This is a genomic window from Pseudomonas sp. Emmai (genome assembly GCF_055179735.1).
The window spans coordinates 5,416,868-5,430,779 of sequence record NZ_CM143685.1; the positions used below are offsets into that span (position 1 = coordinate 5,416,868).

A 13,912-nucleotide genomic window follows, 5' to 3' on the forward strand; every position below is an offset into this window, starting at 1 on the left:
ACCTCATTGTTGTGGTCGGTTGAGAGTGGACCGAGCATAAGTCCACCCCATTACCGACCGCGACAATCATTCACCCCGCGTATGCGCAACCATCGTTTCACTTCTTGTGCTTGCTGGCCTTCTTGTCGGCTTTTTCAAACGCCTCTTCCAGCGCCCGGTTGATGGTGCGCAACACCTTGATCCGCGCCCAGCGCTTGTCGTTGGCTTCCACCAGGGTCCAGGGCGAAATTTCGGTGCTGGTGCGATCGACCATGTCGCCGACCGCCGCGCGGTAAGCGTCCCACTTGTCGCGATTGCGCCAGTCGTCCTCGGTGATCTTGAAGCGCTTGAAGGGGATCTCTTCCCGGGCCTGGAAGCGCTCCAGTTGGGTCTGCTTGTCGATGGCCAGCCAGAACTTGACGACGATGACGTGCGACTCGGCGATCTGCTCTTCGAAATCGTTGATCTCGCTGTAGGCCCGCAGCCAATCCGCCGGCGGGCAGAACCCTTCGATGCGCTCCACCAGTACCCGGCCGTACCAGGAGCGGTCGAACACGGTGAATTTGCCCTTGGCCGGGAGGTGCCGCCAGAACCGCCACAGGTAAGGTTGCGCCCGCTCTTCTTCGGTCGGCGCGGCAATCGGCACGATGCTGTACTGGCGTGGGTCGAGGGCGGCCGCGACCCGACGGATCGCCCCGCCCTTGCCCGCCGCGTCATTGCCTTCGAACACCGCCACCAGGGCGTGCTGGCGCATGCGTTTGTCGCGCATCAGCCCGGAGAAACGCGCCTGCTCGGTAATCAGTTGTTCTTCGTAATCGTCCTTGTCCAGGCGCTGGGTCAGGTCGAGGCTGTCGAGCAGGTTGATTTGATCGATGTGGGTAGGCAACGGCGCGGCGTTGACCTTGTCGGGGTGGATCTTGGGCCGCTTGAGGGCATTCTGCAGACCTTCGAGCAGGATCTGGCCGACCACCAGACTGCGGTAATTCGGGTCCGCGCCTTCAATCACGTGCCACGGCGCGTAATCGCGGCTGGTTCGGCGCAACACGCGCTCGCCGTACTTGACGAATTTGTCGTAGGTTTTCGATTGCTGCCAGTCCAGCGGACTGATGCGCCAGCTGTGCAACGGATCGTCGGCAAGGGCCTTGAGCCGCGCTTTCATCTGTTTCTTGGAGAGGTGGAACCAGAACTTGAAGATCAGCGCGCCTTCGTCGCAGAGCATTTTCTCCATGCGCTCGGCCTGGTTGATCGCCTGATCCAGCACCGGGTCCTTGAACAAACCATGGACCCGCCCTTGCAACATCTGGCTGTACCAATTGCCGAAGAAAATCCCCATGCGGCCCTTGGCCGGCAGCATCCGCCAGTAGCGCCAGGCCGGTGGTCGCGCCAGTTCTTCGTCGGTTTGCTGGTCGAAGGTGCGCACCTCGATCAGGCGCGGGTCCATCCACTCGTTGAGCAACTTCACCGTCTCGCCCTTGCCGGCGCCTTCGATGCCGTTGATCAAAATAATCACCGGGAAGCGTTGCTGCTGCTGAAGTTCGAACTGCGCTTCGAGCAAGGCTTCACGCAGGATCGGCACTTCGGTGTCGTAGGTTTCTTTGTCGATGGCGTGACCGATTTCGGCAGATTCGAACATGGGCGGCTCCGTTCCTAGATTGAGCAAGACTAGCGGATTGACCTGATAGGTATCAGAGAAATTCCGTATGTCGTGAGGCTTATGGCTTGAGGCTTTTGACTTTGTGGCGAGGGAGCTTGCTCTCGCTCGGCTGCGAAGCAGTCGCGAAATCAGCCCACTCGGTTTACCTGACAAGTCGAGTTGTCTGGATTTGGGGTCGCTTCGCGACCCAGCGGGAGCAAGCTCCCTCGCCACAAAAGCCCAATGCTCTCTCACTTGTTTTCCCGCCACCTTGCCATGGATCAAGCGCCGCCCCACCGATCAGCTAGAATGCCCGCCTTGCCGTTGCCGAGCCTGCCATGAACCCTGAATTGCCCAACGCCCAGCTCGACTGGGACGACCAGGGACGCCCGTACTCGCGGGTGTTCGATGATGTGTATTTTTCCGACCTGTCCGGGCTGGAGGAAACCCGCTATGTGTTCATCGAACAAAACCGCCTGAAGGAGCGCTTCGCCGCGTTGCCCGCCGACGGGCGCCTGGTGATTGGCGAGACCGGGTTCGGCACCGGGTTGAATTTCCTCTGCGCCTGGCAACTGTTCGAAGAACAAGCGGTGGCCGGTGCGCGCCTGCATTTTGTCAGCGTGGAAAAGTACCCGTTGACCGCCCCGGACCTGCAACGGGCGCTGGCGTTGTGGCCGGAACTCAAGCCGTTCGCCGATCAATTGTTGGCCCAGTACGTGGCGATCCATCAAGGCTTTCAACGCCTCGTGCTGGATAACGGCCGGGTGACCCTGACCTTGCTGATCGGCGATGCGCTGGAACAGTTGCCGCAGCTGGATGCGCAAATCGACGCGTGGTTTCTCGACGGTTTTGCCCCGGCGAAAAACCCCGACATGTGGACCGCCGAGCTGTTCGCCGAACTGGCGCGCCTGGCCGCTCCCGATTCCACCATCAGTACCTTCACCAGCACCGGTTGGGTCCGGCGTTTGCTCAACGCAGCGGGCTTCAAGATGAAGCGCACGCCGGGCATCGGCCATAAATGGGAAATCCTGCGCGGTGCTTTTGTCGGTTGGCCTTCTGAGACACCGGCACCGACGCCTGCCAAGCCCTGGTTCGCTCGCCCTGCGCCACATAACGGCGAACGCCGCGCCCTGGTGATCGGCGCCGGGCTGGCCGGTTGCGCCAGTGCCGCCAGTCTCGCGGCGCGGGGTTGGCAGGTGCGGTTGCTGGAACGTCACGCCGATATCGCCCAGGAAGCTTCGGGCAATCCCCAAGGCGTGCTGTACCTGAAACTGTCCGCCCACGGCACGGCGTTATCGCAACTGATTGTCAGCGGTTTCGGCCATACCCGGCGGGTGCTCGAACAGTTGCAGCGCGGCGTCGACTGGGATGGCTGCGGCGTGCTGCAACTGGCGTTCAATGCCAAGGAAGGCGAGCGTCAGGCGCAATTGGCGGCGGCGTTTCCTGCCGACTTGCTGCACCTGCTGGATCAGCCCCACGCCGAGGCCCGGGCCGGTATTGCGCTGGCCCATGGTGGCTTGTTCTACCCCGAGGGTGGCTGGGTGCATCCGCCGGCGCTGTGCCAGTGGCAGGCTTCGCAACCCAATGTGCAATTGCTGACCCATCGCGATGTGCTGGAGTTGCGCAAGGTCGATGACCAGTGGCAAGCCTGGGACGGCGATACCCTGCTCGCCAGTGCTCCGGTGGTGGTGCTGGCCGGCGCCGCCGAGATCAAGCGTTTCGCACAAAGCGCCGACCTGCCGCTCAAACGCATTCGCGGGCAAATCACCCGGTTGGCACAAACCACCGAGAGCCAGAGTCTGGCCACGGTGGTTTGCGCCGAAGGTTACGTGGCGCCGGCACGCCTGGGCGAACACACCCTGGGCGCGAGCTTCGATTTCACCAGCGACGACCTGACACCGACCGCTGCCGAACACTTGGGCAACCTGCAATTGCTGGAAGAAATCTCCAGCGATCTGGTCACCCGCCTGCACGCCGATCAACTCGACGCCGAACAGCTGCAAGGTCGCGCCGCGTTCCGTTGCACCAGCCCCGATTACCTGCCCATCGTCGGACCACTCGCCGATGGCGAGGCGTTTAACCTGGCCTATGCCGCCCTGAGCAAGGACGCCCGGCAAGTGCCCGACGTCCCCTGCCCCTGGCTCGACGGTTTGTACGTCAACAGCGGCCACGGCTCACGGGGCTTGATCACCGCGCCGCTGTCCGGTGAGCTGCTGGCGGCGTGGCTGGACAACGAACCGTTGCCGTTGCCACGCAGCGTGGCCGAGGCCTGTCACCCGAATCGCTTTGCCTTGCGCCGGTTGATTCGCGGCAGTTGAGCAGACCGCAACAAGACCTGTAAACCCAGATCGACCCCTTCCATCGCCTCGTCGGTCAATCGCTCCAGCACTTGAGTCTCGCGGGGGAAAACCACCCGCGACACGGCGGTTGTGCCTACCGTCCGCAACACCCCGCCCCCGCTACTTATAACCGATCGATCTAAAACTCCCGCCAACCCACCGGGTCAGTTTCAGAGTACCCGCCGTTTTGGCGCGGACTCGAATGACCCTCCCCAACGGAAAAACCGGTAAGGACTTTATGTGCGGATTAGCTGGCGAGTTACGCTTTGATCATCAACCTGCGGACCTCGCGGCCGTTGAACGAATCACCCATCACCTGGCCCCTCGCGGCCCGGATGCCTGGGGTTTTCACAGCCAAGGGCCGATTGCCCTGGGCCATCGTCGCCTGAAAATCATGGACCTGTCGGACGGCTCGGCGCAGCCGATGATCGACAACCAACTGGGCCTGTCCCTGGCCTTCAACGGCGCGATCTACAACTTCCCGGAACTGCGCACCGAGCTTGAAGCGCTTGGCTATGCCTTCTATTCCGGCGGCGACACCGAAGTGCTGCTCAAGGGCTATCACGCCTGGGGCGAAGCATTGCTGCCCAAGCTGAACGGCATGTTTGCTTTCGCGATTTGGGAACGTGACGCCCAGCGCCTGTTCATCGCCCGTGACCGTCTCGGCGTGAAGCCGTTGTACCTGTCGCGTACTGGCCAACGCTTGCGCTTTGCCTCGGCTCTGCCGGCGCTGCTCAAGGGCGGCGATATCAGCCCGATGCTCGACCCGGTGGCGCTCAACCATTACCTGAATTTCCACGCGGTGGTCCCGGCCCCGCGCACCTTGATCGCCGGCATCGAGAAACTGCCGCCCGCGACCTGGATGCGCATCGAGGCGGATGGCACCACCGAGCAGAAAACCTGGTGGACCCTGCCCTACGGCCCCCACGCCGATGAGCTGAACCTGACCCTGGAAGACTGGCGCGACCGCGTGCTCGACAGCACCCGCGACGCCGTCGCCATCCGTCAGCGTGCCGCTGTCGATGTGGGCGTGCTGCTTTCGGGCGGTGTCGATTCGAGCATGCTCGTGGGTCTGTTGCGTGAAGTCGGGGTGGAAAACCTCTCGACCTTTTCCATCGGTTTCCAGGATGCCGGCGGCGAGCGCGGCGACGAGTTTCAGTACTCGGACCTGATCGCCAAGCACTACAACACCCAGCACCATCAACTGCGCATTCAGGAAAGCGAGATCATCGAGCAACTGCCCGCGGCGTTCCGCGCCATGAGCGAGCCGATGGTCAGCCATGACTGCATCGCCTTCTATCTGTTGTCCCGGGAAGTGGCCAAGCACTGCAAAGTGGTGCAAAGCGGCCAGGGCGCGGATGAGTTGTTCGCCGGTTATCACTGGTACCCGCAAGTGGACGGCGCCGCCGATCCGTACGCGGCGTATCGCGAGGCGTTCTTCGACCGCAGCTACGAGGACTACGCCGCCACCGTGCAGCCGAAATGGCTGACCGCGAATGACGCCGCTGGCGACTTCGTGAAGGAACATTTCGCACAACCCGGCGCCGATGCGGCGGTGGACAAAGCCCTGCGTCTGGACAGCACGATCATGCTGGTGGACGACCCGGTCAAACGCGTCGACAACATGACCATGGCCTGGGGCCTGGAAGCGCGTACGCCGTTTCTCGATTATCGCCTGGTGGAATTGTCGGCCCGGGTGCCGGGCAAATTCAAACTGCCGGACGGCGGCAAGCAAGTGTTGAAAGAAGCCGCGCGACTGGTCATCCCAAGCGAAGTGATCGACCGTAAAAAGGGCTACTTCCCGGTGCCCGGCCTCAAGCATTTGCAGGGCGACACGCTGAACTGGGTGCGCGAACTGCTGCTTGATCCAAGCCAGGATCGCGGCCTGTTCAACCCGGCCATGCTTGACCGCCTGCTGACCGATCCCCAAGGCCAGTTGACCCCGTTGCGCGGCTCCAAGCTGTGGCAATTGGCGGCGCTGAACCTGTGGCTCAGTGAACAAGGACTCTGATCGATGAAACCCCACGCCTCGGCTTATAGCCAACGCTTGTTGCGCGGTCAGTCCCCTTCCTACGAACGCTTGCAGGCGCGCCTGGCCGAAGACGGCAGCGAATTGAACGCCGCGCCGATTGCCGTGCATTGCGGTTGGGGCCGGTTGCTGATCGGCCATACCTTCCCCGATGCCGCGAGCATTGCCCAGGAGTTACTCAACGAGCGGCCCGGCGAGCGCGACATCGCCTTGTACGTCGCCGCGCCCCAGCAAGTGCTGGGGCTGGAACCGGCGCAGTTGTTCCTCGATCCGTCCGACACCTTGCGCCTGTGGTTCAGCGATTACCGCCAGTCGACCCGGGTGTTCCGTGGCTTTCGCATTCGCCGGGCCCAGAGCGAGGCTGATTGGCAGGCGATCAACCTGCTGTATCAGGCGCGCGGCATGTTGCCGATCGACCCGTCGTTGCTAACCCCGCGTCATATGGGCGGCCCGGTGTATTGGCTGGCGGAAGATGAAGACAGCGGCGCGATCATCGGCAGCGTCATGGGCCTCAATCACCACAAGGCCTACAACGACCCGGAAAACGGCAGCAGCCTCTGGTGCCTGGCGGTTGACCCGCATTGTTCGCGGCCCGGTGTCGGAGAAGTGTTGGTGCGGCACCTGATCGAACACTTTATGAGCCGGGGTCTGAGCTACCTCGACCTGTCGGTATTGCACGACAACCGCCAGGCGAAAAGCCTGTACGCCAAGCTCGGTTTTCGTAACCTCTCGACCTTCGCGATCAAGCGCAAGAACGGCATCAATCAGCCGTTGTTCCTTGGGCCGGGGCCGGAGGCCGAGTTCAATCCTTATGCGCGGATCATCGTCGAGGAAGCCCATCGGCGCGGCATTGATGTGCAGGTGGATGACGCCGACGCCGGGATGTTTACCCTCAGCCATGGCGGGCGCCGGGTGCGTTGCCGCGAGTCCCTGAGCGACCTGACCAGCGCTATCAGCATGAGCCTGTGTCAGGACAAAAGCCTGACCCACAAGGTGCTGAAGGCCGCCGGTTTGAACCTGCCCTCCCAGCAACTGGCGGGCAACGGCGACGACAACCTGGCGTTTCTCGACGAGCACGAACGGGTGGTGGTCAAGCCGCTGGACGGCGAACAGGGTCAAGGCGTGGCGGTGGATTTGCAGACCATTGAAGAGGTTCAGCAAGCTATCGAAGCGGCGCGCAAGTTTGATTCGCGGGTGTTGCTGGAAAGCTTCCACGAAGGCCTGGACCTGCGGATTGTGGTGATCGGTTTTGAAGTGGTCGCCGCCGCGATTCGGCGGCCGGCGGAAGTGGTCGGTGACGGCCAGCATTCCATCGGTGCGCTGATCGAAGCCCAGAGCCGACGCAGGCAAGCGGCTACCAGCGGCGAAAGCAAGATTCCGCTGGACCACGAAACCCAACGCACCTTGCAAGCGGCGGGTTACGACTACAACAGCATTCTGCCGGCGGGTGAGCATCTGTTCGTACGGCGCACGGCGAATCTGCATACCGGTGGCGTGCTGGAGGATGTCACCGCGATCCTGCATCCGACCCTGGTGGACGCCGCCGTGCGTGCGGCGCGGGCGCTGGATATCCCGATGGTCGGGCTCGACCTGATGGTGCCGGCGGCCGACCAGCCGGAGTATGTGTTTATCGAAGCCAATGAACGCGCCGGACTGGCGAATCATGAACCGCAGCCGACGGCGGAGCGGTTTGTGGATTTGTTGTTTCCCCATAGTCAGCCGGCGGTTTAACCCCCTTCATGATCGTTCCCACGCTCTGCGTGGGAATGACTCCTCGGACGCTCCGCGTCCGTCTTGGGACGCAGAGCGTCCCTGGCTGCATTCCCACGCAGAGCGTGGGAACGATCAGTCGTCACCTCATCAGGAGTTTCCATGACCAGCAAAATCCCCGAACCGGATCTCAACTATCTGCAAAAAGTCCTGCTGGAAATGCTCGCCATTCCCAGCCCGACCGGGTTCACCGACACCATCGTGCGTTACGTCGCCGAGCGGCTCGAAGAGCTGGGCATTCCGTTCGAGATGACCCGGCGCGGCACCATTCGCGCCACCCTCAAGGGCAAGAAGAACAGCCCCGATCGCGCGGTGTCCGCGCACTTGGACACCATCGGCGCAGCCGTGCGCGCGATAAAGGACAACGGGCGCCTGACCCTGGCCCCGGTCGGCTGCTGGTCCAGCCGGTTTGCCGAGGGCAGCCGGGTCAGCCTGTTTACCGACAACGGCGTGATCCGTGGCAGCGTATTGCCGTTGATGGCCTCCGGGCATGCGTTCAACACCGCTGTGGATGAGATGCCGATCAGTTGGGATCACGTCGAGTTGCGCCTGGATGCCTACTGCGCCACCCGCGCCGATTGCGATTCCCTGGGGATCAGTGTCGGCGATTTCGTTGCTTTCGACCCGTTGCCGGAGTTCACCGAAAGCGGCCATATCAGCGCTCGTCACCTCGATGACAAGGCCGGGGTGGCTGCACTGTTGGCGGCGATGAAAGCCATCATCGACAGCGGCGAAGAGCTGATGATCGATTGTCATCCGCTGTTCACCATTACCGAAGAAACCGGCAGTGGCGCGGCGGCCGCGTTGCCGTGGGATGTCAGCGAATTCGTCGGCATCGACATTGCGCCGGTTGCCCCGGGCCAGCATTCCAGCGAACACGCGGTCAGCGTGGCGATGCAGGATTCCGGCGGGCCGTATGACTATCACCTGTCGCGGCATCTGCTGCGGCTGGCCAGTGACAATGAATTGCCGGTGCGCCGCGACTTGTTCCGCTATTACTTCAGCGACGCCCATTCGGCGGTCACCGCCGGGCACGACATCCGCACCGCACTGCTGGCGTTTGGTTGCGACGCGACCCACGGCTATGAACGGACGCACATCGACAGCCTGGCGGCGCTCAGTCGCTTGCTCGGCGCGTATATCCTGAGCCCGCCGGTTTTTGCCAGCGACGCACAGCCGGCCAAGGGTTCACTGGACCGGTTCAGTCATCAGATCGAACATGACACGCAGATGGAAAGCGACACGCGGGTGCCGTCGGTGGATAGTCTGGTTGGGCAGCGCAACGACAGCTAAGTCCTGCGGTGTTTGAACAATCGCCTTCGCGGGCAAGCCTTGCTCCTACAGGTCTTGTGTTGACCTCGATATCCGGGCACGACACAAAACCTGTAGGAGCAAGGCTTGCCCGCGATGGCGTCAGATCAGGCAATGAAGAGCTCAGGCTAGCCGCAAAACCTCATTCGCCGTAGCATCGCGCCATTGTTTTAGCCGAGGTGCCTATGCTGATCCCTTACGACCAACTTGAAGTCGACACCCTGACCCGCCTGATCGAGGATTTCGTGACCCGCGACGGCACCGATAATGGCGACGACACGCCGCTGGAAACCCGCGTATTGCGCGTTCGCCAGGCACTGACCAAGGGCCAGGCACTGATCGTTTTCGACCCGGACAGCGAGCAATGCCAGTTGATGCTCAAGCACGACGTGCCCAAGCACCTGTTCGACTGATCGCCTAGCGTCCTTTGCTTTTCGCCCGTTTGATCTGGATGCGTTCGTAGACTTCGGCCCGATGCACATTGACGTCTTGGGGGGCTTCGACGCCGAAGCGCACGCTGCCGCCGTTGACCGCCAGAATGCGTACGGAAATGTTGTCACCGATGGAAATCAACTCGCCTACAACGCGACTGAGTACAAGCATGGCATTCGTCCTTCAGAGTTACCGGACCCTGAAGATGCCCCGCGCGTACTTGGGCTTCAATGCGTTGCGGGCAAATCAGTCCTGCCCTACAGCCCAGGACGTCGCAACCCTCAGACAACTCCTACAAACACCGTGAAATGAAGGACCGATCCTTCAGGACGCGGAGAAACGTGGGCCGAAAAGGATGACAGACGCGCCAATCACGCACAGCGCCACGCCGATCCAGTCCGAACCCAGCGGACGAATCCGCTCGACCACCGCCAGCCAGCCAATCGACGCAATGATGTAGATGCCACCGTAGGCGGCATAGGCGCGGCCGGCGTACGTGGCTTCGACCCGGGTCAGCAGCAAGGCGAACAGGGTCAGGCTCAGCAGCGCCGGGATGACCCACAGGGCACTTTTACCCTGGCGCAACCACATCCAGAAGGCGAAGCAACCGGCGATTTCGAACAGTGCGGCGAGAAAAAACCACAGGTAATTGAGCATGCAGGCGTCTCGTTTGGATGACCGATGGCGGCCACCCTAACGACGCGGGTGCCAGCGGGCAAGATCAGCCGGCGGTTTGTTTGGCCTTGGCGCGCATTTTGTCGGCCATGACGGTCATTTCGTTGTAGAGCAGTTGCGGGTTTTTCTGCTTGAGCGCCCACGCCATGCGTCCCTGTTCGTGGGGCAGGATCATGAATTCGCCGGCGGCCACTTGCGTGTAGATGTAGTCGGCAATGTCGGTGGCGGTGATCGGTGAGCTTTCCAGCAACTTGCCGACCTGGGCTTTCATGGCCGGGGTCGGGCCACGGAAGGAATCCAGCAAGTTGGTCTGGAAGAACGACGGGCAGACCACATGGACCCCGACTTCCTGCTGGGCCAATTCGATCAGCAAGCTTTCAGAGAGCGCCACCACACCGGCCTTGGCCACGTTGTAATTGCTCATGGCCGGCCCCTGCATCAGCGCGGCCATCGACGCGATGTTGATGATCTTGCCTTTGCTCTTTTCCAACAACGGCAGGAAGGCCTTGCAGCCTTTGACTACGCCCATCAGGTTGATCGCGATCTGCCAGTCCCAGTCTTCCAGGGACAGCTCACTGAAGAATCCACCTGAGGCGACCCCGGCATTGTTGACGATGACATCGATGCCACCGAGCCGCTCTTCGCAAGCCTGGGCAAACGCCGTCAGCTGGCTGTAATCACGCACATCGCAACGCTGGATAAAACCGTCGCCGCCGGCTTCGCGAACCCGTTTCAACGTTTCTTGCAAGCCGGGCTCGCTGACATCCGACAAGGCCAGTTGCCAGCCTTCGCGGGCCCAACGCAGCGCGATTTCGCGACCCAGGCCTGAGCCTGCGCCAGTGATCATCATGCGATTTTGCATAGCAAACAGCCTTGTTGTTCTGGGGAAGATGCGCCGAGTGTAGCGAAGGATATTGCCCGACCCACGCTCCATCAGATTGCTGAATGGTCTGCGCAAACCGGGGCATGGCGTGAGACCGAGTCGCGGCCTTCGCGGGCAAGCCTTGCTCCTACAAGAAGAGCGCCGCGTTCCCCGTAGGAGCAAGGCTTGCCCGCGAAAAACGATGACACGGTTTAACTGACCAACTAACAACAAAACGCAAAAAAGAAATAAACCTTCGTTCCAAAAAACATTAAAAAACTTTGAATTTTCTTTCAGTTGCACAAGTCGGAGTTGTTAAGCAGTTCGGATTTATCGCATTCCGGCTGATAGTTAAAACGTTAGGTCATTCAGAACACTTCCAACAAGGAAATAGACATGGGCACAATTCTTATCGTTATCCTGATCCTGCTGCTGGTCGGTGGTTTGCCAGTCTTCCCGCACTCAAGAAGTTGGGGTTATGGGCCATCGGGTATCCTCGGCGTCGTGTTGGTAGTGCTGTTGATTCTGCTCTTGCTCGGCAAGATATAAAGATTTAACCCGACCAAAAAAAAGAGGCCCTTGAAAAAGGGCCTCTTTTTTATTGCATCAAAAACGTTAGTCCGGCTTGCCGTTCACCACGCCGGCGGTGTTATCCAGCAGGCTCTTGGTCGCGGTTTGCAGGAACGACTCAAGTTTCTGCTTGAGCGCCGCTTCATCAGCCGACTCTGAAATCACCACCCCTTTCGGGTTAGCGCCCAATTCGTACTGATACAGCTTCGGCGGCATCTCTTTTGGCAGCACCAGCACACGGTCGGCGGTCAGCAATGCGACGGTCTGATCGCTGCCCGAAGGCTTGATCACGCCGAAACCTTTATCGCCTTCCGGCAGGTTCAGCAGGTCGCGGCCCCAGCACTGGTGAATCACATCGCCACCGACGCGGCCCATGATGGTCGGCACGATGTCGATCTGAGTGCCCACGGTGTGGTCACGCTGACCGAATTTTTCCTGGATGCCCGGCGCAATCATCAGCATCGGCACGTTGAAGCGGCCCAGGTCCATTTCAGTGATTTGCTGCTCGTCGCCGAAACCATGGTCGCCCACCACCACGAACAGGGTTTCATTGAAGTAAGGCTCTTTACGCGCCTTCTCGAAGAACTGACCCAGCGCCCAGTCGGAGTAGCGCATGGCGGTCAAGTGTTCGTTCAGGCTGCCGCGATCGGTCACGCGTTCGACCGGCAAGGGTGTCGGCAAGGCGTACGGCGTGTGGTTGGACAAGGTTTGCAGCAAGGCATAGAACGGTTTTTTGTCCTTGCCATCGCGTGCCTTCAGTTCTTCCAGGCCACGGTTGAACATGTCCTGGTCGGACACGCCCCAGGTCGGGTCGGAGAACACCGGGTTGACGAAGTCATTACGCCCGATGAAGTTGGTCATGCCCTGGTTGCTGAAGAAGCCCGACTGGTTGTCCCAGGCGAAGTCGCCGTTGTAGACGTACACATCGTCATAGTTACGGGTACTGAGCAACTGCGGCAGGCCGGACAGTTTGTGGCTGCCTTCCGGGGTCTGCATCAGGTATTCGAAACCCGGCAGGTTCGGGAAGCAGGCCATGGTGGCGAACATGCCCTGGTGGGTATGGGTGCCGTTGGAGAAAAAGCGATCGAACAACAGGCCTTCTTTCGACAACTTGTCGAAGGCGGGCGTGATGTTGCCCGGACGACCCAGGGCGCCCACCGAGTGACCGGCGAAGCTTTCCATCAAGATGACCACGACGTTCTTGATCGGCAGGGTCTTGTTGGCGTCCGGCGTGTAGTTGCGGCGCACTGCTGCGATGTCGGCATCGACCAGTTTGTCACTCGGCGTCAGCAACATGTCGCGCACGGTCTGCTGGGCCAGAGGCTGTGGCAGCGTGGCTTTCCAGATGTTGTCGCGCTCTTCGGACATCCGCGCCTTGCCGGCGGCAATCAGCGACAGCGTGCCGTTGAGGCCCAACTGGTTGGCGAAGTTGGAGTCGGTGGTGTAGACGTCACCCCAACGCAGGGGCGGGCCTTGACGCAGGGTGCCACGGGCGGCGACCACGCACACCAGCAGGCACACCACGAACACCGCGATGCGCGCATACCACGGGGCGATCTGGCGCGTGCCGATGCTGCCACCGCTGAACGGGCCGCGAGGACGGGTGGCGCGGTCGGCGCCCTTGAATGCCAGGGTCAGGATCAAGGTGCCCACGGCCCAGGCCAGCAGGTAGCGAACCACCGGGAAACCGTACCAGAGCATGCTCATCACGGTTTTCGGGTCTTCCTTTACATACTGGAAGACCAGGCCGTTGAGGCGCTGGTGGAATTCACGGTAGAAGTCCATCTCCATCAGGCCGAGGAACAGCGCGATGCTTGAAGCAATGGTCAGCCAGAGGCGGAAGAACCCGCGGGCCGCCATGGCCCGGGCGCTGAACAAGGCCAGCAGCAACGGAATAATGAGGTAGACCACCAGGCGCAGGTCGAAACGCAGGCCGTTGGCGAACGCTTCGAGGAAAGTCGAAGCCGGTGTGTCGAGGATCATCGCGCGGTTGTAAACCAGCAGCGCAACGCGCAGCAGGCTGAACATGACCATCATGACCAGGGCACACAGTAGCGTGTAGGCCAGATGCGATTTGACGGTCGGTTGCAGCAGGCGACTAGAAGCTCGCTGCTGATTCAGGGCGTCCGGGTTTGCCATGTCGTTTTAGGACCCATTGGAAGTTGAAGTTGCAAAAATACAGCTGCGCCCTGCCCTCTGTTGGCCACTACTTGGCCCCGGGGCTTGCGCGGAGCGCAAATGTTGCACGATCACTCGCGGCATTGCCATTGATTACTGTCCGCAATGTTGGCGCGGGCGAATTGTCTTGGACA

11 protein-coding genes are annotated in these 13,912 nt (G+C 61.2%); 6 read left to right on the top strand and 5 right to left on the bottom strand.

From position 1 onward, the window contains the following. Positions 1-97: 97 nt before the first annotated feature. Positions 98-1,612: a polyphosphate:AMP phosphotransferase gene (gene pap, locus ACY4LX_RS24820; protein ID WP_149660041.1), complete on the bottom strand. Its 1,515-nt coding sequence runs from the start codon at positions 1,610-1,612 to the stop codon at positions 98-100. 338 nt (positions 1,613-1,950) lie between these two features. On the opposite strand from pap, the gene mnmC reads away from it, so the two are divergent. The 5 genes from mnmC to ACY4LX_RS24845 all read left to right on the top strand — a co-directional run bounded on the left by mnmC (position 1,951) and on the right by ACY4LX_RS24845 (position 9,474). Next, entirely contained in the window at positions 1,951-3,930 is a 1,980-nt protein-coding gene (gene mnmC / locus ACY4LX_RS24825; protein ID WP_463258139.1) for a bifunctional tRNA (5-methylaminomethyl-2-thiouridine)(34)-methyltransferase MnmC2/FAD-dependent 5-carboxymethylaminomethyl-2-thiouridine(34) oxidoreductase MnmC1, read from the top strand. Positions 3,931-4,189: 259 nt separating this feature from the next. Beyond that, positions 4,190-5,962 carry an N-acetylglutaminylglutamine amidotransferase gene (locus tag ACY4LX_RS24830; RefSeq protein ID WP_133838414.1) on the top strand — a complete coding sequence of 591 codons (1,773 nt, stop codon included), beginning with the start codon at positions 4,190-4,192 and terminating at the stop codon, positions 5,960-5,962. 3 nt (positions 5,963-5,965) lie between these two features. Beyond that, positions 5,966-7,711, top strand: coding sequence for an N-acetylglutaminylglutamine synthetase (gene ngg / locus ACY4LX_RS24835; protein WP_463258140.1), 1,746 nt, complete (start codon positions 5,966-5,968; stop codon positions 7,709-7,711). 141 nt (positions 7,712-7,852) lie between these two features. Then, positions 7,853-9,043 carry an osmoprotectant NAGGN system M42 family peptidase gene (locus tag ACY4LX_RS24840; RefSeq protein ID WP_266017837.1) on the top strand — a complete coding sequence of 397 codons (1,191 nt, stop codon included), beginning with the start codon at positions 7,853-7,855 and terminating at the stop codon, positions 9,041-9,043. A 203-nt stretch (positions 9,044-9,246) separates the two neighbouring features. After that, positions 9,247-9,474 carry a YheU family protein gene (locus tag ACY4LX_RS24845; protein WP_010461751.1) on the top strand — a complete coding sequence of 76 codons (228 nt, stop codon included), beginning with the start codon at positions 9,247-9,249 and terminating at the stop codon, positions 9,472-9,474. 4 nt (positions 9,475-9,478) lie between these two features. Here ACY4LX_RS24845 and csrA read toward each other — a convergent pair whose 3' ends face one another. The 3 genes from csrA to ACY4LX_RS24860 form a co-directional block, all read right to left on the bottom strand. After that, positions 9,479-9,664, bottom strand: coding sequence for a carbon storage regulator CsrA (gene csrA, locus ACY4LX_RS24850; RefSeq protein ID WP_133838340.1), 186 nt, complete (start codon positions 9,662-9,664; stop codon positions 9,479-9,481). A gap of 153 nt (positions 9,665-9,817) precedes the next feature. Continuing rightward, on the bottom strand, positions 9,818-10,150 hold the full coding sequence (locus ACY4LX_RS24855) for a YnfA family protein (RefSeq protein WP_133838341.1): 333 nt from the start codon (positions 10,148-10,150) through the stop codon (positions 9,818-9,820). Positions 10,151-10,214: 64 nt separating this feature from the next. Beyond that, on the bottom strand, positions 10,215-11,030 hold the full coding sequence (locus ACY4LX_RS24860; protein ID WP_149660036.1) for an SDR family oxidoreductase: 816 nt from the start codon (positions 11,028-11,030) through the stop codon (positions 10,215-10,217). A 390-nt stretch (positions 11,031-11,420) separates the two neighbouring features. Between ACY4LX_RS24860 and ACY4LX_RS24865 the strand changes: the two genes are divergently transcribed. Beyond that, positions 11,421-11,579, top strand: coding sequence for a DUF3309 family protein (locus ACY4LX_RS24865; protein ID WP_178129173.1), 159 nt, complete (start codon positions 11,421-11,423; stop codon positions 11,577-11,579). A 66-nt stretch (positions 11,580-11,645) separates the two neighbouring features. Here ACY4LX_RS24865 and ACY4LX_RS24870 read toward each other — a convergent pair whose 3' ends face one another. Then, positions 11,646-13,739 carry an LTA synthase family protein gene (locus tag ACY4LX_RS24870; protein ID WP_463258141.1) on the bottom strand — a complete coding sequence of 698 codons (2,094 nt, stop codon included), beginning with the start codon at positions 13,737-13,739 and terminating at the stop codon, positions 11,646-11,648. Positions 13,740-13,912: the final 173 nt, after the last annotated feature.